At 58.2% G+C, this 25,967-nt stretch carries 21 protein-coding genes; 3 read left to right on the top strand and 18 right to left on the bottom strand.

The features are described 5' to 3' along the window. Window positions 1-744: 744 nt before the first annotated feature. The 10 genes from NCG89_RS11635 to urtA form a co-directional block, all read right to left on the bottom strand. On the bottom strand, window positions 745-1,152 hold the full coding sequence (locus tag NCG89_RS11635) for an FmdB family zinc ribbon protein (protein ID WP_251086707.1): 408 nt from the start codon (window positions 1,150-1,152) through the stop codon (window positions 745-747). A gap of 12 nt (window positions 1,153-1,164) precedes the next feature. Then, the gene (fmdA, locus tag NCG89_RS11630) at window positions 1,165-2,394 is read right to left on the bottom strand and encodes a formamidase (RefSeq protein ID WP_251086706.1); all 1,230 of its coding nucleotides are present in this window, start codon (window positions 2,392-2,394) and stop codon (window positions 1,165-1,167) included. 744 nt (window positions 2,395-3,138) lie between these two features. Further along, window positions 3,139-3,777: an MOSC domain-containing protein gene (locus NCG89_RS11625; RefSeq protein WP_251086705.1), complete on the bottom strand. Its 639-nt coding sequence runs from the start codon at window positions 3,775-3,777 to the stop codon at window positions 3,139-3,141. Between the two features lie 513 nt (window positions 3,778-4,290). Next, window positions 4,291-5,307: an AAA family ATPase gene (locus tag NCG89_RS11620; protein WP_251086704.1), complete on the bottom strand. Its 1,017-nt coding sequence runs from the start codon at window positions 5,305-5,307 to the stop codon at window positions 4,291-4,293. A gap of 30 nt (window positions 5,308-5,337) precedes the next feature. Next, window positions 5,338-6,381, bottom strand: coding sequence for an aliphatic amidase (locus NCG89_RS11615; RefSeq protein ID WP_251086703.1), 1,044 nt, complete (start codon window positions 6,379-6,381; stop codon window positions 5,338-5,340). 34 nt (window positions 6,382-6,415) lie between these two features. Then, entirely contained in the window at window positions 6,416-7,105 is a 690-nt protein-coding gene (gene urtE / locus NCG89_RS11610) for an urea ABC transporter ATP-binding subunit UrtE (protein ID WP_251086702.1), read from the bottom strand. Window positions 7,106-7,445: 340 nt separating this feature from the next. Continuing rightward, complete coding sequence (urtD, locus tag NCG89_RS11605) at window positions 7,446-8,192, bottom strand: urea ABC transporter ATP-binding protein UrtD (protein ID WP_251086701.1); 747 nt, start codon at window positions 8,190-8,192, stop codon at window positions 7,446-7,448. A 31-nt stretch (window positions 8,193-8,223) separates the two neighbouring features. Continuing rightward, window positions 8,224-9,375, bottom strand: a complete 1,152-nt coding sequence (gene urtC, locus NCG89_RS11600; RefSeq protein WP_251086700.1) for an urea ABC transporter permease subunit UrtC — start codon at window positions 9,373-9,375, stop codon at window positions 8,224-8,226. Window positions 9,376-9,418: 43 nt separating this feature from the next. After that, on the bottom strand, window positions 9,419-10,342 hold the full coding sequence (gene urtB, locus NCG89_RS11595; RefSeq protein WP_251086699.1) for an urea ABC transporter permease subunit UrtB: 924 nt from the start codon (window positions 10,340-10,342) through the stop codon (window positions 9,419-9,421). 200 nt (window positions 10,343-10,542) lie between these two features. After that, on the bottom strand, window positions 10,543-11,784 hold the full coding sequence (gene urtA, locus NCG89_RS11590) for an urea ABC transporter substrate-binding protein (RefSeq protein ID WP_251086698.1): 1,242 nt from the start codon (window positions 11,782-11,784) through the stop codon (window positions 10,543-10,545). 365 nt (window positions 11,785-12,149) lie between these two features. Here urtA and NCG89_RS11585 point away from each other — a divergent pair, with 365 nt between their 5' ends. Both NCG89_RS11585 and NCG89_RS11580 read left to right on the top strand, forming a co-directional pair. After that, window positions 12,150-15,560: a hybrid sensor histidine kinase/response regulator gene (locus tag NCG89_RS11585; RefSeq protein ID WP_251086697.1), complete on the top strand. Its 3,411-nt coding sequence runs from the start codon at window positions 12,150-12,152 to the stop codon at window positions 15,558-15,560. Window positions 15,561-15,622: 62 nt separating this feature from the next. After that, on the top strand, window positions 15,623-16,465 hold the full coding sequence (locus NCG89_RS11580; protein WP_251089380.1) for a response regulator transcription factor: 843 nt from the start codon (window positions 15,623-15,625) through the stop codon (window positions 16,463-16,465). A 983-nt stretch (window positions 16,466-17,448) separates the two neighbouring features. Here the strand turns inward: NCG89_RS11580 and NCG89_RS11575 are convergent. Next, window positions 17,449-18,483: an alpha/beta fold hydrolase gene (locus NCG89_RS11575; protein ID WP_251086696.1), complete on the bottom strand. Its 1,035-nt coding sequence runs from the start codon at window positions 18,481-18,483 to the stop codon at window positions 17,449-17,451. A gap of 323 nt (window positions 18,484-18,806) precedes the next feature. Between NCG89_RS11575 and NCG89_RS11570 the strand changes: the two genes are divergently transcribed. Beyond that, a complete protein-coding gene (locus tag NCG89_RS11570) occupies window positions 18,807-19,124 on the top strand; it encodes an antibiotic biosynthesis monooxygenase family protein (protein ID WP_251086695.1) in 318 nt (105 codons plus the stop codon). A 567-nt stretch (window positions 19,125-19,691) separates the two neighbouring features. Here the strand turns inward: NCG89_RS11570 and trmB are convergent. The 7 genes from trmB to ftsY all read right to left on the bottom strand — a co-directional run bounded on the left by trmB (window position 19,692) and on the right by ftsY (window position 25,846). Beyond that, entirely contained in the window at window positions 19,692-20,390 is a 699-nt protein-coding gene (gene trmB / locus NCG89_RS11565; RefSeq protein ID WP_251086694.1) for a tRNA (guanosine(46)-N7)-methyltransferase TrmB, read from the bottom strand. Beyond that, window positions 20,387-20,764: a DUF423 domain-containing protein gene (locus NCG89_RS11560; protein WP_251086693.1), complete on the bottom strand. Its 378-nt coding sequence runs from the start codon at window positions 20,762-20,764 to the stop codon at window positions 20,387-20,389. The genes trmB and NCG89_RS11560 overlap by 4 nt, the downstream gene beginning before the upstream one ends. A 308-nt stretch (window positions 20,765-21,072) precedes the next feature. Next, a complete protein-coding gene (gene rpoH, locus NCG89_RS11555) occupies window positions 21,073-21,924 on the bottom strand; it encodes an RNA polymerase sigma factor RpoH (protein WP_251086692.1) in 852 nt (283 codons plus the stop codon). A 186-nt stretch (window positions 21,925-22,110) separates the two neighbouring features. Continuing rightward, window positions 22,111-23,124, bottom strand: coding sequence for a permease-like cell division protein FtsX (ftsX, locus tag NCG89_RS11550; protein WP_251086691.1), 1,014 nt, complete (start codon window positions 23,122-23,124; stop codon window positions 22,111-22,113). After that, the gene (ftsE, locus tag NCG89_RS11545) at window positions 23,117-23,791 is read right to left on the bottom strand and encodes a cell division ATP-binding protein FtsE (protein WP_251086690.1); all 675 of its coding nucleotides are present in this window, start codon (window positions 23,789-23,791) and stop codon (window positions 23,117-23,119) included. The genes ftsX and ftsE overlap by 8 nt, the downstream gene beginning before the upstream one ends. 348 nt (window positions 23,792-24,139) lie before the next feature. Next, window positions 24,140-24,427: a GIY-YIG nuclease family protein gene (locus NCG89_RS11540; protein WP_251086689.1), complete on the bottom strand. Its 288-nt coding sequence runs from the start codon at window positions 24,425-24,427 to the stop codon at window positions 24,140-24,142. Window positions 24,428-24,766: 339 nt separating this feature from the next. Beyond that, window positions 24,767-25,846 (bottom strand): signal recognition particle-docking protein FtsY, encoded by a 1,080-nt coding sequence (ftsY, locus tag NCG89_RS11535; RefSeq protein WP_432757891.1) that lies wholly within the window; start codon window positions 25,844-25,846, stop codon window positions 24,767-24,769. Between the last annotated feature and the right edge of the window lie 121 nt (window positions 25,847-25,967).

Here is a 25,967-nt window from a genome sequence, read left to right as displayed (position 1 = left end):
AATAGCGGCTGCCGAATGCGCTCAGCGCAATGAATTTTTATCTTTTAAAATCAGGGCGATAGGTATTTATACCTATGCGAGTGACACCAGCGACACTGTTAGAAAATAACGTCAAATCGCATTGCTTTTGGAGGCTGGAGGCTGGAGGCTGGAGGCTGGAGGCTGGAGGCTGGAGGCTGGAGGCTGGAGGCTGGAGGCTGGAGGCTGGAGGCTGGAGGCTGGAGGCTGGAGGCTGGAGGCTGGAGGCTGGAGGCTGGAGGCTGGAGGCTGGAGGCTGGAGGCTGGAGGCTGGAGGCTGGAGGCTGGAGGCTGGAGGCTGGAAAAGCATGATTTGGCGCCTGCGCACGTCAAGCCTTTAGCGCACTTTAATTACGTCAACGCCGATCTCTATTCATCGTCGCCCCGGCCTCCGAGCCGGGGCCCAGCTGCTCCCATGGTCAAACCCCACTGGATTCCGGATCGCAAGAGGCGCGTCCGGAATGACGGCTGCTTGGAATCTTCCGGAGACGCCGCGTCAGACGTCCGACGTCAGACCCACCCCACCACTGCCTCAACCTTGTTCTCCCGCCCCGCTGTTTGCGTCTCCCGTCTCCCGTCTCCCGTCTCGCGTCTCGCGTCTCGCGTCTCGCGCTCTACTCAAACAAAAAAAGGGAGGAGGTCGTCGGAATACCTCCTCCCAAGCGCCTCCCTTTGGCGAGATGGCCGGGACGATCCCTCCACAATGATCGCCCAGGCCGTGCAGATTTAGTGGCTGATCATCCAGGGCCGCTGACTGGGGAACACTTTGCTGCCATCGGGCAAGTAAATTGCCTTTTGACGCAGGGCGCTGCGATCCGGGTTACCCGCTTCAGCGCCGCAGCCACACCCCTTATGGCCATGTTTGTGGCCATGTGTGATTGCGTGCTGCTGGCGGTCAGCGGCTTCGGCCCGACTATCCACCGTCGAGCGTCGGGGCGAGTGAATCGCCTGCTCATTGCGCGCCTTTGCCTTGCGCTTTTCCGGCGCCATGGCCAGGATCTCCGGCGGAATCATTACCACGCGGGCGCTGAGCTTGCCGCACTGGGGGCAAGCGCAGGGGAGGTGGGCCTTGTCCATTGAGGCAAGCTCATTGAACAGACCGTGGTCGGCACATTTGTAATCGTATACCGGCATTGTGGCCCCTCCTTATTTGTCCGGTGACAGCGGTACATCGATGCTGCCGTCGAGCTCAATGGTCGGACCATCAGAAGTCGGGTTCACATCGAAGGCGAAGATATCCGTCGGCAGCCACAGGGTCGCGCAGGCATTGGGAATATCAACCACGCCGCTGATATGGCCCTGCACCGGCGCCACTCCCAATATGGCGTAGGCCTGGGCCTTGGTGTAACCAAACTTGGTGAGGTACTCAATGGCATTCAAACAGGCCTGACGATAGGCGATGTGCACGTCGAGATAGTGCTGCTTGCCCTCTTCGTCGACCGAAATACCCTCAAAGATCAGGTAATCGTCGTACTTAGGAGTGATCGGGCTGGGCTTGAAGATGGGGTTCTTGATGCCGTACTTGGCCATCCCGCCCTTGATCAGATTCACACGCATGTGAATCCAGCCCGCCATCTCAATAGCACCACAGAAAGTGATCTCACCGTCGCCCTGGCTGAAGTGAAGGTCGCCCACACTCAGGCCCGCATCTTTTACATACACGGGGAAGTACACCTTGGAGCCCCGGGACAAATCTTTGATGTCGCAGTTACCGCCGTGCTCCCGGGGCGGCACCGTCCGGGCACCCTCTGCGGCAGCGGCTTTGGCTGCCTCGCCAGTCATCTTGCCCATGTGCGCGGTGTCGGCGTAAGGCAGGGTCGCCAGCGCGGGTGTGCGCTCGGGGTCGGTATCAAACAGGGCTTTTTCCCGGGTGTTCCACTCCTCCAGCATTTCCTTGGAGGGCAGGCAGCCGATCAGGCCGGGGTGAATCAGGCCAGCAAACTCCACACCGGGTACATGACGGGAGCTGGTGAACATGCCTTTGAAATCCCAGATCGATTTCTGCGCTTCCGGGAAGTGCTCGGTGAGAAAGCCACCGCCGTTTTGCTTGGAGAAGAACCCATTGAAACCCCACTGGCTTTCCTCGAAAGCGCCAATGTCGAGAATATCCACCACCAGCAGGTCGCCAGGCTCGGCACCTTCAACACCGACAGGGCCGGACAGAAAGTGCACCTTAGACAGGTCAACGTCGCGCACGTCATCGGCACTGTCGTTATTGGCAATCTGCCCGCCCGTCCAGTCCACACATTCAATAATGAAGTCATCGCCGGGTTTAACCATCTGGGCCATCGGAATGTCCGGGTGCCAACGGTTATGAATATTTTCGTTCTCGTATGCGGACTTGCTTAGATCGACCTTAATGATGGTTTCAGCCATTGCGATTCTCCTGATAGCCTCGGTTGCCTCGGCGAGATGAACGGCGACCGCTGTCATCACCCCGCGCACGAAAGATGTCGAAGCACTACTATCTGAAATCACTGGCAAGGCCACCATTCGGCAAAGCACCCCGGGGATTACGTCAATTGACGTAGTGTCGGCATTGCCTCAGTAACAGCCCCGTGGCGTGCCTTCGCTCATGGACTCTTCGCTGCGCTCAGAGAACGCCGAGGAGAGCGCTCGAGGCAAAATACCTCACTCCGCCCCCACCGCATCGCTCCCTGACCGACAGGGAAGGGGCCACCGGCAATGGCAGAGCAATCCCAGCATCGTGCCCTCGCTCATGGACTCTTCGCTACGCTCAGAGAACGTCAAGGTTGGCGGTCGGGGCAAAATACCTCACTCCGCCCCAACCGCATCGCTCCCTGACCGTCAGGGAAGGGTCCACAGGCAACGGCAGAGCAATCCCGGCATCGTGCATTCGTTCATGGCCTCCTCGCTGCGCTCGGAGAACGATGAGGAATGCACTCGGAACACACCACACCATTCCTCGCTCCCCCCAACACATCGCTCCCTGACCACCAGGGAAGGGTCCATTGGTAATGGGACAATGGGACAATGGGACAATGGGACAATGGGACAATGGGACAATGGCAGGATAAGCTCTCGTTCGAGGACTCATCCCCTTCGGCTCTGAGAGTGCGGTTATGGATATAAGTGGCCACACACCAATATGTGAGTGCGCTAGCCCTGATCCAGCCACTCCTGAAGTTTGGCCCGATGCACTGAGGCAATCGGCGAGGCCAGGGCTTTTTCGAGCGCGGCTTTGGATTTTTCCTTGGCGTGCCACTCCACAAATACCGACTTCACTGTGGCGTAATCCGCGACTGTTTTCGTTACTGAAAATGCATCACCTACCGTAACAGCCCCGGGCTTCAGCACGCGGGCATAGGCTCCAGGCCTCACCGCCTTGGCAAACATCTTCACAAAGCCGGTGTCTCCCATTTTCACCGCCAGTTTGAAACAGGGTACCCGGGGCGCGGTGATCTCCAGCTCAACATCATTGATGCTAACCCGATCGCCGATTCTCCAATCAATATCGCTCATGCCACTCAGCGTAAGATTTTCACCAAAGGCACCAAACTCGATAATCCTACCCAGCTCAGCCGACCACCAGTCGTAGTCCTCCTGATGGTAGAGGTAGACCGCTTGATCATGACCGCCATGCACGTTGGTATCGACGATCACGTCACCCACCACGCCGAATTCATTTATCGCCACCGGGCCGCTCAGCGGAGTCTTAAAAATGCCGGTAGCGTGCGATTCATCATTGAAGGTCACTGCACTGCGAGAGCCGCGATTAACTGATACGATTTTCAGCATCGTCGTTTGATTCCTTTTATCCTCTACGCCAAGCCATTCAGCCGCTGTGACACTTTACCGTTGCGCTATCTCATCGTTCCCTAACCCGCGGCAACATGGAAAGGATGGGGCCAGGAGCAATGGCAAAGTCATTCCAACACCGTGCCTTCGTTCATGGACTCTTCGCTGTGCTCAGAGAACGATGAGGAATGCATTGTGCAAAACACCTCACCCCGCGCCAATCCCCTGCACATCGCACCGTGACCGCCCGGGAAGGGTCCACAGACAATGGCAGAACAATCCCAGCATCATGCCTTCGTCCATGGACTCTTCGCTACGCTCAGAGGACGCCGAGGAATGCACTCAGGACAAAATACCTCACTCCGCCCCACCCCTCGCTCCCTGACCGCCAGGGAAGGGTCCACCGGTAGTGGCACAGGTCTTCACGCACCTGCCTGCCCTCGTTCATGGACTCTTCGCTGCGCTCAGAGATGGTGGGACTTTGAAACAGGGGCCGAGCCATTCAAGCGCTGCTCACGCTTGCGCGGCAACCGAAATTTGTCCGTCCTGACAGATAGCCACAAAACGGTTTCGATCCGGTGACATCAACATTGCCCGAGCCACCTGGGGTGCCAGTAGTCGCCGAATGCGTCTGGCAATATCTCGGGCACCATAGCGGCGATCCACGCGCTCCAGCAATAAGTCATGGCAGTGACTGTCAATCTCCAGCGTCACCCCGCGACGCCCCAACTGACGGTGGAACTTGTCCAATTCCACATCAAGCACCTCAATCAGCGCGGTGCCCGCCAGGCGTTGATAGGCAACGATGTAGTCGATGCGATTGATAAATTCCGGGTCAAAGCGCGACTCAAGGGCCCGGCGCGCCAGACGCGTCTCGTTGGCGGGCAGCAAGTACCGAACGCCTCGCCGCTTGGCAATATCGGCAGCGCCGATATTGCTGCTCATCAAGATGATGCTATTGCTGAAATCCAATACTTTCGCGCCGCTGGCCAACACGAGTCGACCGCTGTCCAACACATTCATCAACGCGCGGACCACCTGGTTGTCCGCCTTTTCAAGTTCGTCGAACAGCACCACGCCCGGCCGGGCGAAGCTGCCTTTGATTTTCTCCCCATCAAACAGGGACTGGCCTTCTTTACTGCCCACGTAACCGGGTGGCGCGCCGGTCAGCGCGGCAGCGTAATGCTCTTGAGCAAGGGTATTCATGTCGATTCGGCACAGGGCATCAGCATTGCCATGAATGCCCTCGGCGATCAGCCGCGCTGTCTCGGTTTTGCCAACCCCGGTTGGGCCCATCAGCAACAGCACGGCCAGGGGGCGCAAGCCGGGACCGATGTCCGCCTTGACCACCTGCAGCATATCGTCGATTGCCGAGAGTGCCGGCCCTTGCCCGCGAATTCTGCCACGCAGCAGCGCCATGACCGCATTGGGGTCGAAATAGAAACGGGACTGTCGGACCGGCGATTCCCGATACTGCCTGATATTACGCTGGGCCTCCTGCTCAGCCAGGCGGTCATTAATGTAGGGCATAGTCACCTGCCCCCCCCGACACGGTCACGCTCAGCCGGCTTCCTGTTCCTTGCCATCAAAGGGCAACTCCCCAACCGGACACTCAGCCACACCAATGCTGTTGCGAGTGAGCGCTTCAACCTGTTGTTGAGTTTTCTCGGCATCCATTACCCAGCTGCGATAAAACTCAAAGGGGCAGTCTGCCATGCCTTTGTCGCCATCGCCGGAGTTGTAAACGCCGGTGTAACCCCGGTGCAGCAATTTGAACAGGTGGTTCTGGGACTGATCATTGGCCCGGGCATCGCGAATCTGACTGACGGACAACTGGGCGTACTGCACCCCCATATCTTCCTCACCGCATTCGCCGAGTGTACGACCGTCAAAGCCGATAATGGCCGAGTGACCAAAGTAGGAGTACACCCCGTCAAAGCCGGTGGCATTGGCCACTGCCACATAGCTGTTGTTGGCCCAGGCCATGGATTTGGCCATCATGATCTGCTGCTCTTTGGCCGGATACATATAGCCCTGACAGCGCACAATCAATTCGGCCCCTTTCATGGCGCAGTCTCGCCAGATTTCCGGGTAGTTGCCGTCATCGCAAATAATCAGACTGATTTTCAGGCCCTTTGGCCCTTCGCTGACATAGGTGCGATCACCGGGATACCAGCCTTCAATGGGGCACCAGGGAATACACTTGCGATACTTCTGCACGATCTCACCCTGATCATTGATCAGCACCAGGGTGTTGTAAGGTGCCTTGTGGGGATGCTCCTCGTGACGCTCACCGGTAAGAGAAAAGATGCCCCAGGTTTTGGCCTCCCGACAAGCGGCCGAGAAAATATCGGTTTCTTCCCCGGGAATGGTGGCGGCGGTGGCCATCATTTCGTCGCCGTCGTACATGATCCCCATGGTGCTGTATTCGGGAAACACCACTAGGTCCATCCCCGGCAGGCCCACCTTCATGCCCTTGATCATCTCGGCGATGTTGCGGGCATTGTCCAATACCTCTGCCTTGGTGTGCAGGCGAGGCATTTTGTAGTTCACCACCGCGACGCCAACGGTATCGGCGCTGCTGGAAATATCACCGTGTCGCATTGTGACCTCCGTTTTTTATAGATGCGCGCAAGCCTTACACCGACAGGTACGCCTTGATCTTGTCGGTGTCCACGTTGTCGCGCAGATCCTCGTGAATGAAGTTGCCCTTATCGATAACAATCACCCGGTCGGCAATGGCCATGGTGAAGCTCAGCACCTGCTCGGACACAATGATGGTGATGTCCCGGAGCTTTTTGATTTCGTTAAGCACATTGGCAATATCTTTGATGATTGACGGCTGAATGCCCTCGGTAGGCTCATCCAGCAACAAGACCTTGGGGTTAGTAACCAGCGCCCGGGCGATGGCCAATTGTTGTTGCTGCCCCCCAGACAGGTTGCCGCCCTTGCGCTTGCGCATATCTTTCAGCACCGGAAACAGGGCGTAGATATCATCCGGTATCTTTTTCAGGCCCGACACTTCCATGCCGGTTTCGATATTTTCCTGCACGGTCAGGTTGGGGAAAATCATCCGTCCCTGGGGCACATAGGCAATGCCACTCTCTACCCGCTGGTAACTTTCTTTGGCGGTCACGTCCACGCCATCCACACTGATCGTTCCCCCAGAAACGGGCAGCACGCCGATCAGGGATTTGAACAGCGTGGTTTTCCCCATGCCGTTGCGCCCCATGATCGCCAGGGTTTCATTCTTGGGGACTTCAAAGTCGAGGCCGTGAATCACTTCACTCTGGCCATAACTCACTTTTAAACCCGTCACATTTAACATAGCTACCTTCCTATGATTGCTCGCACACTGGGGCCAGCTTCACTGGGCCCCGGATCAAGTCCGGGGCGACACTAGCGAGATTCGGACTGAATCCCGGATCTTTCGGGGTCTAAAACGAGGTCAAGCTTCTCGTCATCCCGGCCCCCGAGCCGGGATCCAGAACAGGCTTCGAGCACCTACCTAATCTCAATGCCCCCACACCTCAACGACGCTGCGCCCTTTGGCACCTCATTTCCCAATCCTTGCAGGCAGCCACCCATCCCTCGTTGAGTCCAGGGCTGGGTCACGCTTCAACACGGGCGGGCCGCATCCGGAATGGGCCGCCAGCGACCGCCAATCCTCAATGCCCCAAGTAAACTTCCACAACCTTGGGGTCTTTCTGTACTTCGGTCATGGGCCCGGCGGCCAGAATCTTGCCCTGGTGCAGCACCGTGACCTTATGGGCGATGCGGGCAACAAACTCCATATCGTGCTCAATCACCAATACCGAGCGACCGCTACTGATCTTGTTAAGCAGCTCGGCTGTCTGCTCCCGCTCCTTCACGCTCATTCCCGCTACCGGCTCGTCGAGCATGAGCAGTTCCGGGTCCTGAATCAGCAGCATGCCAATCTCCAGCCACTGCTTTTGGCCGTGGCTGAGCAGGGCCGCTTCGGTATCGAGAAAATCGCCCAGCAATATATCGTTGGCTACCGAGCGCACCTTGGCATCGACCTCCTCGTCTCGCTGGAACACCAGCGAGCCAAATACACCGCGACCGCGAGGGAAGGACACCTCCAAATTTTCATAAACCGAGAGGTTTTCGTAGATGGAGGGTGTCTGAAACTTGCGCCCCACTCCCGCCCGCACAATTTCGTGCTCAGAGAGTTTGGTCAGCTCCTTGTTCATAAATTTAATGCTGCCGGAGGTCGCCTTGGTTTTACCGCAGATCAAATCCAACACCGTGGTTTTACCGGCCCCATTGGGGCCGATCACCACGTGCAGCTCGTTGCGATCAAGGTAGAAGTTCAGGCTGTCCACCGCCTTGAAGCCATCAAAGGACACCGTCAGGTCTTCGACCGCCAAGGTAAAATCAGTGTTTGTTGTCATCGCTGTTTTCCTTTATGTCCAGTTCGGAGACTCAGTTGGAACCTTCAAGCTCAGGAGTGGAGTCATCCCGCTTGCCTTTACTGAACAGACCGGTGATGAAACTCAGGCGCTTCTTCAGGTGATGACCATAGTCCTCCCACAGCCCTGCCAGGCCATTGGGGAAGAACATCACCACCGCAATAAACAGCCCGCCCATCAGGAACAGCCACAGCTCGGGGAAGGACTCGGAGAATGCCGTTTTGCCAAAGTTGATCAGCAGGCAACCATACACTGCGCCGATCAGCGACATCCGCCCGCCAACCGCCGCAAAGATCACCATCTCGATGGACGGCACAATGCCGACGAAGGACGGCGACATGAAGCCCACAATCAGGGTGAACATGGCGCCACCAATGGCGGAGATCATCGCCGCAACGCAGAAGATGAAAATTTTGAAATTGGCCACGTCATAGCCAGAGAAGCGCACCCGGTCTTCTTTATCGCGCATGGCCAGCAGCAGACGACCAAACTTGCTGGTGAGAATAAAGCGCCCCAGCATGATCACACCCAGCAACAGTACACAGTTGATGTAATAAAACAGCAGCTTGGCGCCATCGCTGGTGATGTCCCAACCGTTCAGGGTACGCAGGTCAGTGATACCGTTGATACCGCCGGTATAGCCCTGCTGACCAACAATCAACACCGTTAGAATCAGCGAGATAACCTGCGTGATGATGGCAAAGTACACCCCGCCCACCCGGCGCTTGAACATGGCCGCGCCAATCAGGTAGGCGAAGACGGTTGGCACTACCAGGATGGCAATCAGCGTAAAGGTGAAACTCTGGAAGGGTTCCCAAAACCAGGGCAGCGCGGTGAGCTGGTTCCAGTCCATAAAGTCCGGAATACCCGGTGTGGATTGAATGGCCGTGTTCTCCGGTGAAGAGGCCTCCAGCTTCAAGAACATGGCCATGGCGTAACCGCCCAGACCGAAGAAAATGCCTTGCCCCAGACTGAGGGTACCGCCGTAGCCCCACAGCAAGACCAGACTCACCGCCGGAAAGGCATAGGTAAGGTACTTGGCCACCAGGTTAAGCCGGAAGGCATCCAGCATCAGGGGGAAGAGCACCAGAATCACCGCCGCCAGAATCGCAAAGGCCACGGTGCCGTTTTTTCCACCCAGCAATTTTTCGTAAACAAAATTCATAGAACGCTCCCTGGAAAGGTAATCGCGAAAACTGCCCGCCGCATCAGCGACGGACCTTGCTGGCAAACAAGCCTTCCGGCCGGAACATCAGGATGATGACCAGGGTCAGCAGGGTGAACACCTTCGCCATTGAACCGCTGATAAAGAACTCCAGAATGGACTGGGCCTGGGCGATGGAGAACGCTGACGCGATGGTGCCAAGCAGGCTGGCAGCGCCGCCGAAGACCACCACCATGAAGGTATCCACAATGTAGAGGGTGCCCGTGGTAGGTCCGGTAGAGGCAATGGTGGTAAACGCCGCGCCAGCCACACCAGCAATGCCGCAACCCAGCGCAAAGGTATAGCGGTCCACCTTTTTGGTGTTGATACCCACCGCACCGCTCATCAGCCGGTTTTGGGTGGTGGCGCGCACCTTCAAGCCCCAGGAAGACTTGAACATCAGGTAGAACACGGCGAGGGTAATAAACAGCGTCAGCCCCAATACAAACATGCCGTTAATGGGAATATCGATCATGTCAGTGGGCTGCACACTCCCCAGCAGCCAGTCGGGTAGCGTCGGGCTCACTTCCCGGGCGCCAAAAATCGAGCGATAGGCCTGCTGCATAATCAAGCTCAGCCCCCAGGTGGCCAGCAAGGTATCCAGTGGGCGTTTGTAGAGAAATCGAATCAATGCGAATTCCGCGATGTACCCCAGTATCGCCGCCACAAAAAACGCGGCAATGATGGCGAAGATAAAGTAATAGGGCATAAAGCCGGGGAAATGCTTTTCTGTAATCGTAGACAGCAGATAAGTGGTGTAGGCACCGGCGGCCATAAACTCGCCGTGGGCCATGTTAATCACCCCCATCTGACCAAAAATAATTGCCAAACCAAGAGCCATCAGCAAGAGGACGCTAAACAGACTAATGCCCGCGAATCCCTGCATGGCAAAAATTGCACCTAATTCGCCGTAACTGTAACCAAACATGATTGCGTCTCCCTGAGTAATTCGGCTAACAAGGGGATAAAGTCATTGCATTGCCCTGACCGGAGGAGTCGGGGCGGATTCTGCCGGGCTGGCACGCAGCGCATGCAAATCCGGCAGAGTGTTGATTCACCTTCAAGGCAGCCCGGTTCGGGCTGCGGTAAGTCATACATGCCCCGGCACTGCCGGGGCGAAACAGCACTTTACTGGTAGCCTTCGGGGAAGGGGTCGGGCTCGATCAGGTCAGAGGTGTAAACCACTTCCGCCTGGCCGTCTTTCTTCCACTTGCCGACCCGGGCCTTGGACCACAGGTGATGATTGGGGTGGAGTTTGACGTAGCCTTCCGGTGCGGTAGTCAGCTCAATGTCACCCTCTTCCGAGGCGGCAACGACCTTGTCCACATCGAAGGAGCCGGCTTTCTCCACCGCGGCTTTCCACAGCCAGGGGCCGAGGTAGGCAGCCTGGGTCACGTCACCGATCACGCTGTCGTCACCCCACATTTCCTTAAAGGCCTTAACGAAAGCTTTGTTGTTTTCGTTATCCTGGCTCTGGAAATATTTCATGATGGAGTAGAAGCCTTCGAGGTTTTCACCCCCAATGCCCAGCACTTCGTCCTCGGTTACCGAGATGGTCAGCAGGGTTTGCTTGTCGGCAGTGATACCGGCGGCTTTAAGCTGCTTGAACCAGGCCACGTTACTGCCACCCACCACCGCGGCGTAAATCACGTCAGGCTTTTTCAGGCGGATTTTGTTGATGACCGAGCCGAACTGGGTGTCGCCCAGGGGCTTGTACTCTTCACCCACGACTTTGCCGCCGAGCACTTTTTCAATGTGCTTGCGGGCAATCTTCATGGAGGTACGTGGCCAGATGTAGTCAGAGCCGATCAGGTAGAAGGTTTTGGCGCCCTTCTCTTTGGCTACCCAGTTGAGACCGTCAAGAATCTGTTGGGTCGCTTCCTGGCCGGTGTAAATCACGTTCTTGGACTGCTCCAGACCCTCATAGAAGGTCGGGTAATACAGCAGACCATTTTCTTTCTCGAACACCGGCAGCGCCGCTTTACGAGAAGCCGAGGTCCAGCAGCCAAATACCGCCGCCACCTTGTCGTTCACCAGCAGTTTGCGGCTCTTCTCAGCGAAGGTCGGCCAGTCGCTGGCGCCGTCTTCCTGAATGATTTTGATTTTGCGGCCCAGCACACCGCCCATATCATTGATCTGTTTAATGGCCAGTTTTTCGGCTTCCTGTGCGCCGGTTTCACTGATGGCCATCGTGCCCGTGAGGGAGTGCAAAATGCCCACGGTAACTTCGGTGTCAGTAACGGCCAGGCCGGTGGTGTTCACTTCCGCGAAGGACAGCTGAGAGGCCAGCAGCGCTCCGGCGGGCAGCAAGCTCAGCGCCTTCAGGAGCGTTCGACGCCCCAGTCGGCTGTGATCGTATTGATCGCGCATATTGTTGTCTCCTAGGGTTTACGGGTTCAGGACAGCATCAAGTCTCCCTAGGTGACGGCAAGAAGAACATTCGCCGGATACTCCCCCCATTTACGTTAGATGACGTATATGCCCCGTCTACCTGCGCCGCTATGTTTCATCTATATGACTTTGCTACGCCATTCGGCTCATTTGGCCCATTTTTTGGCCGATCAGCCCCCTGCGGTTGTCACGATTCAAATACTCTTGCGGAGTGGTTCAGCTTTTGCAGAGCGTAGTGGTCCATGTGGTGACAGGAGGTCGCCGTCGGCCCACTACCCATCGGCGACCGCGCTCATGCAGTAGTGATTTCAGGCACATGCGCCAAACCTCCCGGACCGATGTAGATGACCAGCCCAGAACCCGCCAGCGCCAGCCACACCGCCCCCGCCCAGCAGCGGGTGTTTCGGGTGCGGCGAAGCTACAACCGCTGGGTGGCCAACCAGACCCTGGAAGATTACGCGCTGCGCTTCACTGCCAAGCGCGCCCGACGCTGGTCCGCCTCCCGGGTATCCCATACCGCCCTGGGGGCGATTTCCTTTCTGGCGCTGGAGGCCATCGGCGGCGCGATTACCCTGAGCTACGGGTTTTCCAATGCGGTGGCCGCGATCATGGTGGTCGGTGCGCTGATTTTTCTGACTGGCCTGCCCATTTGCTACCATGCTGCAAAACAGGGCGTCGACATCGACCTGCTCACTCGTGGTGCAGGCTTTGGCTACATCGGCTCCACCATCACCTCCCTGATCTACGCCTCTTTCACATTTATTTTCTTTGCCCTGGAAGCGGCCATCATGGCCCTGGCCTTGGAGCTCACCCTCCATATCCCGCTGGAATACGGATATCTGATCAGCGCCGTGGTGGTCATCCCCCTGGTCACCCACGGCATCACCCTGATCAGCCGTTTTCAGGTCTGGACCCAGCCCGTGTGGATTCTGCTGCAGCTGTTGCCGCTGATCTGCATCGCCTTCCAGGCAGAAGAAGCGTTTGAGACCTGGACCCAGTACACACCCCAGGACAGCAGCCCCGGCTTCAACCTGTTGGCTTTCGGCGCTGCTTCGGCAGTGATCTTTTCGCTGGTCGCCCAGATCGGCGAACAAGTAGACTTTCTGCGCTTCATGCCCCATCAGGACAAACCCGACCGGCGCTGGTGGGCGGCCTTGATCATGGCCGGCCCCGGCTGGATTTTTAGCGGCATTCTCAAAATTCTGATTGGCTCCTTCCTGGCGGTATTGGCGCTGCAACACGGCATCCCGCTGATCGAGGCCTCCGACCCCAACCGGATGTACCTCACCGCCTTTGGCTACCTGCAGGGCAGCCCCCAACTGACCCTGCTGCTCGTGGGTGTTTTTGTGGTGCTGTCACAGCTGAAGATCAACGTGACCAACGCCTATGCCGGCTCGATTGCCTGGTCCAACTTCTTCTCCCGGCTCACCCACAATCACCCGGGGCGGGTGGTGTGGCTGGTGTTTAACGTGGCCATCGCCCTGCTGTTAATGGAGCTGGGCATTTACCGGGTGCTGGAAGAAATTCTCAGCGTGTATTCCATTGTGGCGTTGGCCTGGGTGGGCACCCTGGTGGCCGACCTGGTCATCAACCGGCCGTTGGGGTTGCGCCCTAAAACCATGGACTTTAAGCGCGCCCACCTCTACGACATCAACCCGGTCGGGGTGGGTTCCATGATCATCGCCTCCCTACTTGGGTTTATGGCCCACCTGGACCAATTCGGTCCAACCGCCCAAGCACTCTCTTCGTTTATCGCGCTGGGCAGCACCTTTATCAGCGCCCCCGTACTGGCCTGGATTACCGGCGGCAAATACTATCTGGCCCGGGAGCCGGTAATTTTCAGCGACAAGAAAGACGTGCGCTGCTGCATCTGTTACCACCACTTTGAAGTGGAAGACATGACCCGCTGCCCCGCCTACGCCGGGCCAATCTGCTCCCTGTGCTGTTCCCTGGACAGCCGCTGCCACGATATGTGTAAAGACAATTCCCGGCTGGCTGAGCAGCTCACCAGCGCCTTGAGCTTTCTGCTGCCCCAGAACTGGATACGCATTCTGAATACCCGCATGGGCCACTTCCTCGGCCTGTTTATGCTCAACAGCTTTATGATTGCCGGGGTGCTGGGTGTGGTCTATGTGCAGATCACCATCGACGAAGGCATGGACAGGGTTGCCGCTGCGAGCGCCTTGAGCAATGTGTTTTTTATTCTGCTGATTGTGTCCGGCGTACTCGCCTGGATGTTTGCTCTGGTCCACGACAGCCGCCGGGTGGCGCAGGAAGAAACCCAGCGCCAGACCGAACTGCTTACGGCTGAAATCGAAGCCCACATTCAAACAGACCTGCAGCTGCAGCAGGCCAAGGAAGCCGCCGAGGCCGCCAATAAAGCCAAAAGCCGCTACCTCACCGGCATTAGCCACGAGCTGCGCTCGCCACTCAATGCGATATTGGGCTACGCCCAGCTGCTGGAGAAAGACCCCGCCATCCCCGCCAACCGCCAGGACGCCCTGCGGGTAATTCGGCGCAGCAGTGAGCACCTGGCGGATTTGATTGAGGGCTTGCTGGATATCTCCCGTATTGAGGCTGGCCGCCTGGACCTGGCCAAAGGGGAAGTGAATCTCGGCACCCTGCTCGACCAGATCGTGAGCATGTTCCAGGTGCAGGCACAGGCCAAGGGCATTGAGTTCCACTTTGACCGCAAAACGCCCCTGCCGGAAACCGTGCGCACTGACGAAAAGCGCCTGCGCCAGATTCTGATCAATCTGCTGTCCAATGCCATTAAATACACCCACGAGGGCAGCGTGGAATTCACCGTGAGCTATCGCAATCAGGTGGCAGAATTTTCCATCGTCGATACCGGCGAGGGCATTGCCAAGGAAGATATGGCCCGCATCTTCCGGCCCTTTGAGCGGATTCGCAAAACCGGCGCCCGCCATGTCGCAGGCACCGGGTTGGGCCTCACTATTACCCGACTGCTCACCGATATTATGGGTGGTGATCTGAGCCTGGAAAGCGCCCCCGGCGAGGGCACCCATGCCAAAACCATATTAATGCTACCGAGCAGTAATAAACTCACCAGCGCGACCCCCGCCGAGCGCAAAATCTGGGGTTACGAGGGCCCTCGGCAAACGGTGTTTGTGGTCGATGACGAACCCAGCCACCGCGGCCTGCTCAGCGACATTCTCACGCCACTCGACTTCGAGGTTATCCAGGCCCCCGACGGTGAAACCTGCCTGGATATGCTGCGCTACTTCGACAACATGCCCTCCGTCTTTTTGCTGGATGTCTCGATGCCCGGCATGGACGGCTGGCACCTTGCCCAAAAACTGCGGGAACAGCTGCCCGGTGCCTGTATTGCCATGATTTCGGCCAATGCGATTGCCACCCCGCCCGATGATATTTCGCCGCCGCCCCACAGCGCCTACCTGGTGAAGCCCGTTCGGGTAGCCGAGCTGATGGATGTGCTTGCCCGGCGCGGCGGTATTTCCTGGATATACAAACCCATTGATGTGCCCCCCGCCGGGGCCATAGAACACCACGATAAGCATAACAATGAGCACCACACCACGCTGACCAGCGAGCACCGCGCAGAACTGCTTCGCCTGGCAAAAATAGGTTATGCAAAGGGGATTAAAAATTGTCTGGACAAATTGGAACGCGAATCCGCAGCGGCGCCGCCGTCACTGCAACAACTGCGGGAGCTCGTCAACAGCTTCCAGTACGGCGCCCTCATCAAACTCCTGGAGGAAGAGGTAGCGTGACCGTCGTCAAGCGCAAGCGCGACGTGGTGCTGGTGGTCGACGACTCGCCAGAAACCCTGGGCATGCTTAACGACACCCTGGACGAAGCCGGCGTCACCGTGCTGGTTGCCCTGGAAGGCAATCAGGCCCTGACCATAGCCGCCAATATCACCCCGGACATTATCCTGATGGACGCGTTGATGCCCGGCATGGACGGCTTTGAAACCTGTCGGCAATTAAAGGCCAACCGGGACCTCAGCCATATTCCCGTGATCTTTATGACCGGGCTGAGCGACACCGAAAGTATCGTCAAAGGCTTTGAAGCCGGCGGCGTGGACTACATCACCAAGCCGGTACGCGGCGAAGAGCTGGTCGCCAGAATGAAGGTCCACCTCAGTAATGCCCGCCTAACCCTCAGCGCCCGTCTCGCACTGGATTCCGCCGGTCAGTTTCTGATCTCCGCCTCCGCCGATGGCAGCTTGCTATGGACCACCCCCCAGGCCTTTCATCTGCTGGAGAGTTCCGGCCTGGATGGCCAGTGGCTGGAAACCGACCTGCCCAACCAGCTCCGGCAAATCTTTGCCCCCCACTACAACAAAGAAAAAGGCCTGCTGCTGAAATCCGGCGACAAACCGCTGGAAGTGCGCTACATCAGCCAGACCGAACCCGGCGAGTTTCTGCTGCAACTGATTGACCTTGAGCGGCCCAGCGAAATCGAACTGCTCCGGGAAAATCTGCCCCTCACCGAACGAGAAGCCGAAGTGTTGCTGTGGATTGCCCGGGGAAAAACCAACCGGGAAGTCGGCACCATCCTCGGCACCAGCCCCCGGACCATCAACAAGCACCTGGAACAGTTATTCCGCAAACTCCACGTAGAGAATCGCACCGCCGCCGCGGTGATTGCGCTGAAGTATTTGCAGGTATAACTACAGCAGAGGCTAGCCCCTCTCACGGCGATCTCTGGACCCTTCCCTCACGGTCAGGGAACGATATGGTGGGGTTGGCGCGTTGTGAGGTGCTCCGCCCCGACCGCATTCCTCGACGCTCTCTGAGCGCAGCGAAGAGCCCACGAACGAAGGAAGGGCAGCGCGACCTGTGCCATTACCATGGACCCTTCCCTCACGGTCAGGGAGCGATGTGGTGAGGTTGGCGCGTTGTGAGGTGCTCAGCCCCGACCACCTTCCTCGACGCTCTCTGAGCGCAGCGAAGAGTCCACAAACGAAAGCAGAGCAGCGAGACCCGTGCCATTACCATGGCCCCTTCCCTAGCGGTCAGGGAACGATATGGTGGGAGTCGGCGCATTGAGGGGCGCCCGCCCCTGACCGCATTCCTCGACGTTCTCTGAGCGCAGCGAAGAGCCCACGAACGAAGGCAGAGCAGCGAGACCCGTGCCATCACCATGGACCCTTCCCTCACGGTCAGGGAGCGATGTGGTGAGGTTGGCGCATTGTGAGGTGCTCCGCCCCAACCGCCTTCCTCGACGTTCTCTGAGCATAGCGAAGAGCCCACGAACGAAGGCAGGGCAGCGAGACCCGTGCCATTACCAAGGCCCCTTCCCTAGCGGTCAGGGAACGATATGGTGGGGGCACGGCGAGAGGTGCTCCGCGCCGCCCCCTCCCTAGACGCTCTCTGAGCGCAGCGAAGAGCCCACGAACGAAAGCAGGGCAGCGCGACCTGTGCCATTACCATGGACCCCTCCCTCACGGTCAGGGAACGATGTGGTGAGGTTGGCGCATTGTGAGGTGCTCAGCCCCGACCGCCTTCCTCGACGCTCTCTGAGCATAGCGAAGAGCCCATGAGCGAAGGCAGGGCGGCGAGGCCTGTGCCGATGCCGATGGACCCTTCCCTCACGGTCAGGGAACGATATGGTGGGCGCGCGTTGTGGGCTGCACCGCCCCAACCGCCTTCCTCATTTTAATCCACCAAGAAACTCTACCAGCAGGCGGTTAGTCTGCTCTGGATACTCTTGCTGAATCCAGTGCCCGCTTCCTTCCAAAATGTGGCTACCGCGAAAATCCGTCAAATGGTCAGCCGCCCGCGCGATTGCTTCCCGCCCCCAGTTGGTTGCCACATCAAATTCGCCGCCAATAAACAGCGACGGCTGGGTCAGGGGGCGACCCTCGTACTCAGCGAGGGCAAACCAGTTGCTGTCGATGTTGCTATAAAAACTCAGCGGCCCGATCAGGCCGGAGCGCTCAAACTCGGCAGTGTAAAAATCCAAGTCCTGCTCATTGAACCACGCGGGCAGGGTCTCCGTGGGCACAAGGTTATCTTTAAGGCGACTGCCGTGGAGAATACATAACCCGCCATTGCGAATGCCTTCGAGCGTAGTCTGCCCGGCCAGTACCGGCTTGAACGCCTCGGGCGTATCGCCGGAGAGCATGACCACTATGTCCCGCAGCCAGCTGCGCACATCTGCTTCAATTTCAGTGATCACCGCAGACCGGGCGGCGAAGTAATCCTGATAAAAATCGGCTTCGGGACCAGCGATATCGCGATGAATATCATTGGGGCGAATCTCGCCAAAAGGCGCACCCGGTAGGGAAACCAAGCCACGCCCCGCGAAGGGAACACTCATTCCCACCACCGCCCGAAAAGTCTCGGGATAAAGCCAGGCCGCCGTCCATGCCACCGGCGCACCCCAGTCATGGCCAACCACCACCGCCTGCTCTTCGCCAAGTGCTTTCACCACACCCACCGCATCATCAACCAGCTTGTGAATGCTGTATTCCTCGGTCTGATAAAACTTGGAGGAGCGACCGTAGCCGCGCTGATCAATGGCCACTGCCCGATATCCGGCCTCGGCCAAGGCGGTCAGCTGGTGCCGCCAGGAGTACCAGGACTCAGGAAAACCGTGAATTAATAACACCAGGGGGCCCTGCCCCTCGGTCACCGCATGAATCCTCGCCCCGTTAACGCTAAGCAGATGATGCTCTCTTTGCATGGTCTATATCCTGACTATTATTGAAAATATAAAAAATAACCCAACCGAACGGTATGTTATCGAATAGTACTATTTGCCTTGGGGAGCATCCAGTCTGATCCGCCCTCCGTTCTGGCCCGAGTTGAGCCTCATTGGCGCCATGCTTTTTACGGCTCGCGCGATTGCGTTAACCCACACTCAAGGCCAGCAATCGCGCACTAAAACGTGTATGGGATTAAATGATGACGACCCGCCAAATCAGGGTGATAAACCATCGGGGGATTAGATACCGTAATAGGCGAGAAAATGTTGATGCTAAATGGCCACCGCGATGGGAGACACACATGAAATACCTGTTTGAAGTGCACATTAAGCCGGGCTACACCGCCGAGGAATATGCCGATGCCTGGGTTCGCGCCAGCGAAATTATCCAGCAGGCCCCGGGCGCTCGAGGTACCCGCCTGCATCGCAAAATTGGTGACCCCAGCGTGTTGATAGCGATTGCAGAGTGGGACAGTAAAACCCAGCGTGATTTCATGGAGTCTCAACCGAATGAGACGGTCAAAGCTATCATTCAAAGCGCCGCGCATTGCTGCGAGATCCGGCCGCTGGGAGAGTTCGAAGAGCCGGAATGGGTGGTATTGCCGGAGTCGGCACGCTAGGCGCTGGTCAGCAACCGCCACTCACGCTCCCCGGCCACGAAGGGAGGGGCAACCGACATTGGCACAGGACTCGCTGCCCTGCCTTCGTTCGTGGGCTCTTCGCTGCGCTCAGAGAACGTCGAGGAAGGCGGTCGGGGCAGAGCACCTCACTCCGCACCCCGCTCCGCGCCAACCCCCACCACATCGCGCCCTGACCGCCAGGGAAGGGGCCACGGGCAATGGCAGAATAATCCCAACACCGTGCCTTCGTTCATGGGCTCTTCGCTACACTCAGAGAACGCAGTAAGAGGTGATCGAAGGGCAATGACAATCGTTCCCTGACCGCAAGGGAAGGGTCCATCGGCATTGGCACAGGCCTCGCCGCCCTGCCTTCGTTCGAGGGCTCTTCGCTATGCCCAGAGAACGCAGTAAGAGGTAACTCGAAGAGCAATGACAATCGTCGTTCCCTGACCGTGAGGGAAGGGTCCATCGGTATCGGCACAGGCCTCGCTGCCCTGCTTCCGTTCGTGGGCTCTTCGCTGCGCTCAGAGAACGTAGTAAGGAACCATTAAGGAGAATACTTCCCGCCTAGCTCACCCGCTCAAACAGCAAGTCCCACACACCGTGACCAAGGCGCTCACCACGCTTTTCAAATTTGGTGACAGGCCGATACTCCGGTCTGGGCGAAAACTGCAACTCTCCGGCCTGATTGCTGAAGCCATCGGCGGCGGTCATCACCTCCATCATATGCTCGGCGTAGTTTTCCCAGTCGGTGGCTAAATGAATCACGCCGCCGAGTTTTAATTTTCGGCGCAACAATTGGACGAAGTCCGCCTGAATCAGCCGCCGTTTGTGGTGCTTTTTTTTATGCCAGGGGTCGGGGAAGTACACCTGCACTCGGCTCAGGCGTTCATCGGGAATACAGGTCTCGAGCACTTCAACCGCGTCGTGGCAGTAAGCCCTCAGGTTGGTCAAGCCGGCTTCATCGATGAGGTGCATCAACCGGCCCACACCGGGGCGGTGAACTTCCACCCCGATAAAGTTGTGGTCAGGTGCTGCTTCTGCCATCGCGGCCAGGGAATCGCCCATGCCAAAGCCGATCTCCAGCACCGTGGGTGCCTCGCGACCAAATACCTCAGTCAGGTCCAGGCTGCCTGAAGCGACCTCCAGGCCTTTGCTCGGCCAGTGAAAGTCGTAGGCCCGCTTTTGCCCCTCGGTCATGCGGCCGGTACGGAGTACAAAACTGCGGATGCGGCGCAGCGTCTTTTCGCCGGTTAACTCGCTCATGACAGCCCCTTCCAGGCCGCCACCGCCAAACTCAACCAGCCCAGCAGAAACAGCACGCCGCCAATGGGTGTAATGGCCCCGAGAATGCGGATATTGGTGATGGCCAGGGCATACAAACTGCCACTGAAAATCAGAATACCGACGGCAAACAACCAGACACTGGCTTTGAGTGCGCCGTGTTGAGCCCCCTGGTGCAGCAAGATGCTGACACCCAGCAATGCCAGGGTATGCACAAAATGGTACTGCACCGCGGTGTGGTAGACCGCCAGCATATCGGCGCTCAGCCGGTCCTTTAATCCATGGGCGCCAAACGCGCCCAGAGCCACGGCCAGAAAACCGAAAATCGCGGTAACAAACAGACTCACTGAGGCCATATCGATCCCACACTGTGAAAAGAGGCGCTATTGTAGACAAATTCCGGCGGCCGACCAAAAGGGAGATCCGCTCCCGGAGGACAAATACTGCCCCTAACTTCGCTTCCCAGCGACAGAGAGGCTTTCGCGCTTCGTCTTTTTACATGCAGGTGATAAGCATGATTCCGACGCGGGCACCGATGCTCCGCGAGGCCTGCACAGCGGTCGTACCGAGATTCCCGCGGGCCACAGCCGCGGGAGAGTAGAAAAACAGTCGCCAGAAACGAAGAACCCCGCCGAAGCGGGGTTCTGTCATTGCCGGTGCAGCCTTAGGCTTCCATCGCGGCCCGGAGTTTTTTCATGGCCGCTTGCTCCAGCTGGCGAATGCGCTCGGCAGAGACACCATAGCGGTCGGCCAACTCATGCAGAGTGGCTTTGTTCTCACCCAGCCAGCGGGCCTGCAGAATATCGCGGCTGCGCTCATCCAATTCACTCAGCGCATAGCTCAATTGCTGATGGCTGCTCTCTTCCCAGTCATCGGCTTCGAGCACCAGCGCGGGATCGCTGCTGTTGTCCTCAAGGTAGTGCACGGGTGCCACGGGGCCGGTCTCGTCGTCGGCATCGGCGTCAAAACCGATGTCCACCGAGCTCAGGCGGCCTTCCATGCGGCGCACTTCTGCCACATCAACCCCAAGGTCCTCAGCCACAGCGTGTACTTCGTCGTTGTTCAGCCAAGCCAGCTCTTTTTTGGCGCTGCGCAGATTGAAGAACAGTTTACGTTGGGCTTTGGTGGTGGCGACTTTGACGATGCGCCAGTTACGCAGCACGTACTCGTGAATTTCTGCCTTGATCCAGTGCACGGCGAAGGACACCAGCCGCACACCCTTTTCGGGGTCAAAGCGTTTAACCGCCTTCATCAGACCAACATTGCCTTCCTGGATCAGGTCAGCCTGGGGCAGGCCATAGCCGGTATAACTCTTGGCAATGTGCACCACAAAACGCAGGTGGGACATGACCAGTTGGCGGGCCGCCTCCAGGTTGCCCTGGTAGAATAGCTCCTCGGCCAGCTCCTTCTCGCGTTCTGCGGTCAGAACCGGAATGCTGCAAACTGTTTGAATATATGCAGAGAGGTCACCACCAGGCACAAGCTGCTGCATCGGCTGCAGTTGGGTGCTGCTCATTGCACATCCTCCTAAAATCGAACGAAAACCCATCATGGGCGGGCAATTATTAGAGTCTGAATTCTACAAAAGTTCAAGCCTCGCCGGCCCAAACCCAGTGCTCATTTCAGGCCGAAAGCCTCATTTTCTCTGGCCTAGAAGATAACGCAAATACTCAGTCGCAACAACTGGCGCGGCGTCGAGCAATTAGCGGGGCTCAATGGCCCGCAGCTCGCGCCCCACCACCAACCAAGCGCCCCCCAGCCCCAGCAGGGCCCCAAAGAGCCACAGCAGCAGGCTGTCGACAAAGCCCAACCCCAGCAACGAAAATTCGCTGCCATACAGGGCGCTCAAACGGCTGACCGGGCCGGACAGCCAGATCAGCCCCGCCTGCACCAGCAGCCAGGCGACCACCCCGCCGCCCAAACCGTACCAGAGGCCGGTATAAAGGAAGGGTCGCCGCACAAAGGCGTTGGTGCCACCCACCAGCTTGACCACCAGAATCTCATCCCGGCGGCCCTCAATGGCCAGTTTGATGGTATTGCCAACAATTAAAAGCACCCCCAACCCCAACATTGCCGCCAGAGCCAGGGTCATTCGCGCCAGCAGTTCGGTGATGCTATTGAGCCGCTGAATCCACTCCATATCCAGTTTGATCAAATCCACCGCCGGCAGCGACTTGAACTGGGCCTCCAGCGCCACAACCGCCTCAGCCGAGCTGTGGCTATGCAGCGGAGTGACCACCAACAAACCCGGCAGCGGATTGCCGTCCAGCTCATCCAGCACCTTGCCAAAGCCGGAGGCCTGGCGGAACTCGTCCAGCGCGACCTCTGGTGAGATGTAGTCGACCTTGGCCACCCCTTCGACACTACTGAGCTGGCCTGCCAGCGCCTGGGCATCGCCATCGGCAAGCCCCTTTTTCAGGAACAGCGACAACCGCGCCGCCCCTTCCCAGCCACCACTCAGGGCATTGACGTTATTCAGGCCAACATGCAAACCCGTGGGCAAGGCCAGGGCAATGGCGATCACCAGCCAGGTCATCAAGGTAGTGGCCGGTCGGCGCAGCATTCGCTTGAAGCTGTCCATGCCGACTTGCCGGTGGTGGCTGCGATAGCTGGCCAGGCGGTCCCGAAAACTTTGTTTGCGCAGGCGGGCCCCGGGCGCGGCTTCCTTGCGAGCGGGCGCGGGGTCGGTCAGGGCTTTGAGACGACGCTTAGTCATCGCGCGCTACCCCGGCGGTAACCAATTGCCCCTGCCGCAGGGTGAGCAAGCGGTAGGGCATGCGGGCAATCAAGCCCAAATCGTGGGTGGCGATCAACACCGTGACCCCCACCTGATTGAACTGCTCAAACAAACGCATAATTTCGGCGGACAGCTGCGGATCGAGGTTACCGGTGGGCTCATCGGCCAGCAGCAGATCCGGCTTGTTCACCACGGCTCTGGCAATGCCCACCCGCTGCTGCTCGCCCCCGGACAAACTGATCGGGTTCTGCCGCTCCTTGTCGAGCAGCCCCACCTTATCCAGCGCCGCCCGCACCCGGCGCCCCACATCCCGGTGGGCATATCCGGCAATAATCAGCGGCAGCGCGACATTGTCGAACACGCTGCGGTCGAACAAAAGCTGGTGATTCTGAAACACCACCCCCACCTTGCGACGCAGCTCTGGAATTCTTCTGGCAGGCAGGCGGGTGAGGTTGAGCCCCCCCACAATCACCTGCCCGGCACTGGGGCGCTCCATCATCATGATCAATTTCAGCAATGAGCTTTTGCCCGCGCCGCTGTGGCCAGTGAGAAAGCGCATATCGCCACGCGGCATATGAAAGCTCAACTGCTTGAGCGCTTCAAAGCCTCCGGGGTAACGCTTGCTGACCTGATCAAATTGAATCATGGCGACTCGCTAGTTCTTTGATAAAAATTCGGCTGTTACCAAGCTAAAGGCACCCTTCGATCACCTCTGATGCGGGCCACAATGGATTCCGGATCGCAAACTGCGCGTCTGGAATGACGGGAGGGGCGAACGCCGCCGATCCAGCGTACAACCCCCACCCCGTCGCCCGCTATCAAGTCCGGGGCAGGCGCTGGATTCCGGACCGCAAACAACGCGTCCGGAATGGCGGGAGGGGCGTACACTGCCGCCAGGACTCAAAACCACACTCGTTAGCCCGCCCCAGAGGCCGTCGCCCCGGCCCCCGAGCCGGGGCCCAGAAATCCCCTGCCGCGACACCAGCCAGGGCCACTAATGCAGGCTGTCATACAAATCACGCCACGCCGGGTTCATGCTTTCAATGAGCTCGATCTTCCACGCCCTGCGCCACTTTTTCAGCCGCTTTTCCCGTGTAATCGCCTCATACACCGTATCGTGCAGCTCGTAGTAAACCAGCAAATGCGTTTTGTAACGCCGACTGAAACCTTCAACTAAATTGTGTTTGTGCTGCCACACCCTGGCGGCCAAGTTGCTCGTCACACCAACATACAACGTGCCATTTCGTTTGTTGGCCAAAATGTATACTGCCGGCTGGCGCATAACCGATCCTTGGTTAACCGCAAATAGTTACACCTCACCGAGAACCTGGATTCCGGATCGCAAACAGCGCGTCCGGAATGACGGTCGGTGCGAATGCCGCCGATCCAACGTACAACCCAACCCCCGTCGCCCGCTATCAAGTCCGGGGCAGGCGCTGGATTCCGGATCGCAAACAACGCGCCCGGAATGGCGGGAGGGGCGTACACTGCCGCCAGGACTCAAAACCACACTCGTTAGCCCGCCCCAGAGGCCGTCGCTCAGCCCAAAGTCCGTCGCCCCGGCCCCCGAGCCGGGGCCCAGATTACCGCCAAACCTGGCCGAATATCGCGATGCCAAGCTTCAGGCATTTCTCTCCGAAGTCTGCGGCGCCGCAGTGCGCCGCCAACCGAACAGCGCGCCAACAAATTCCTCGGCGCGGAAGGGGCGTAAATCGAGAATGCCCTCACCGACCCCGATAAAGCGAATGGGCAGGCCCAACTGTTTGCTAATGGCAAAGACGATGCCGCCCTTGGCGGTGCCATCGAGTTTGGTGAGTGTAAGACCGGTGACCCCAACGGCCTCCTGAAAATGCTTGGCCTGGGAAAGGGCGTTCTGGCCGGTGCCGGCATCGAGCACCAGCATCACCTCATGGGGCGCCTCGGGGTCGATCTTCTTCAACACCCGCACCACTTTCTTCAGTTCTTCCATCAGATTGTCTTTATTATGCAGGCGCCCGGCGGTATCGGCGATCAGAATGTCCACGCCCCGAGACGTTGCAGCCTGCAGTGCGTCAAAGAGCACGCTGGCACTGTCGGCACCGGTGTGCTGCGCGATCACCGGCACATCATTACGCTGACCCCACACTTGCAACTGCTCCACGGCGGCAGCCCGAAAAGTATCCCCTGCAGCGAGCATTACCGAGCGGCCGCCCGCCTGAAATTGCTTAGCCAGTTTGCCAATGGTGGTGGTTTTGCCCACCCCGTTAACGCCGACCATCAAGATGACATAGGGCTTATCGCTTTGCGGAATGACCAGCTCCTGCTCGGCAGGTTGAAGCAGGGTGCTGAGCTCTTTCTGCAGGGCGATATATAGGGCCTCGGGGTCGTTCAACTCGTTGCGGGACACCTGACGGGTGAGATTGCCGATGATTTCCTGGGTGGCGTCCACCCCCACATCGGCCATCAGCAAGTGCGTCTCGATTTCCTCAAGCAGCTCGTCGTCAATTTCTTTGCGGCCGAGAAACAGGTTGGCCATGCCCTCGCCGAGCTGGGCGCCGGTTTTGCTGAGCCCCTCACGAAAGCGGACCAATAACGAGGCCTGCTCTTCCGGCGATAGCTCCAGGTGCTGCCAGGGCGCGATCTCTTCGTCATCGATAAAGCCTTCTGCGGCGGCAAGCTCCTCGGGCGAACCGACAAAACTCTCTTTCAGTCGGGCAAACAAGCCCTTTTTCTTCTCGGGGCCTATGTTCTGGGAATCCTGATCAGTCATGCAGTGAAAAAAATCCTGGGCAAGGGGCAACGCAATATTGCCAGACAACCTTCCTGCCGGAACCTCGACATTG

The sequence above is a fragment of the Spongiibacter taiwanensis genome, assembly GCF_023702635.1.
Classification (GTDB): Bacteria; Pseudomonadota; Gammaproteobacteria; order Pseudomonadales; family Spongiibacteraceae; genus Spongiibacter; species Spongiibacter taiwanensis.
The sequence above is the reverse complement of the archived record's forward strand: the minus strand, read 5'-3'. Positions and strand labels throughout refer to the sequence as shown.

Coding starts and splice junctions, on each gene's coding strand:
- NCG89_RS11560 (WP_251086693.1), bottom strand. CDS start 20,764: ATGGCCTCAGTGAGTCTGTTTGTTACCGCGATTTTCGGTTTTCTGGCC.
- trmB (WP_251086694.1), bottom strand. CDS start 20,390: ATGAGCGAGTTAACCGGCGAAAAGACGCTGCGCCGCATCCGCAGTTTT.
- urtE (WP_251086702.1), bottom strand. CDS start 7,105: ATGTTAAATGTGACGGGTTTAAAAGTGAGTTATGGCCAGAGTGAAGTG.
- ftsX (WP_251086691.1), bottom strand. CDS start 23,124: ATGACTAAGCGTCGTCTCAAAGCCCTGACCGACCCCGCGCCCGCTCGC.
- urtD (WP_251086701.1), bottom strand. CDS start 8,192: ATGACAACAAACACTGATTTTACCTTGGCGGTCGAAGACCTGACGGTG.
- urtA (WP_251086698.1), bottom strand. CDS start 11,784: ATGCGCGATCAATACGATCACAGCCGACTGGGGCGTCGAACGCTCCTG.
- urtC (WP_251086700.1), bottom strand. CDS start 9,375: ATGAATTTTGTTTACGAAAAATTGCTGGGTGGAAAAAACGGCACCGTG.
- rpoH (WP_251086692.1), bottom strand. CDS start 21,924: ATGAGCAGCACCCAACTGCAGCCGATGCAGCAGCTTGTGCCTGGTGGT.
- NCG89_RS11585 (WP_251086697.1), top strand. CDS start 12,150: ATGACCAGCCCAGAACCCGCCAGCGCCAGCCACACCGCCCCCGCCCAG.
- fmdA (WP_251086706.1), bottom strand. CDS start 2,394: ATGGCTGAAACCATCATTAAGGTCGATCTAAGCAAGTCCGCATACGAG.
- NCG89_RS11580 (WP_251089380.1), top strand. CDS start 15,623: ATGCTTAACGACACCCTGGACGAAGCCGGCGTCACCGTGCTGGTTGCC.
- NCG89_RS11540 (WP_251086689.1), bottom strand. CDS start 24,427: ATGCGCCAGCCGGCAGTATACATTTTGGCCAACAAACGAAATGGCACG.
- NCG89_RS11620 (WP_251086704.1), bottom strand. CDS start 5,307: ATGCCCTACATTAATGACCGCCTGGCTGAGCAGGAGGCCCAGCGTAAT.
- NCG89_RS11570 (WP_251086695.1), top strand. CDS start 18,807: ATGAAATACCTGTTTGAAGTGCACATTAAGCCGGGCTACACCGCCGAG.
- ftsE (WP_251086690.1), bottom strand. CDS start 23,791: ATGATTCAATTTGATCAGGTCAGCAAGCGTTACCCCGGAGGCTTTGAA.
- NCG89_RS11625 (WP_251086705.1), bottom strand. CDS start 3,777: ATGCTGAAAATCGTATCAGTTAATCGCGGCTCTCGCAGTGCAGTGACC.
- NCG89_RS11615 (WP_251086703.1), bottom strand. CDS start 6,381: ATGCGACACGGTGATATTTCCAGCAGCGCCGATACCGTTGGCGTCGCG.
- NCG89_RS11575 (WP_251086696.1), bottom strand. CDS start 18,483: ATGCAAAGAGAGCATCATCTGCTTAGCGTTAACGGGGCGAGGATTCAT.
- NCG89_RS11635 (WP_251086707.1), bottom strand. CDS start 1,152: ATGCCGGTATACGATTACAAATGTGCCGACCACGGTCTGTTCAATGAG.
- urtB (WP_251086699.1), bottom strand. CDS start 10,342: ATGTTTGGTTACAGTTACGGCGAATTAGGTGCAATTTTTGCCATGCAG.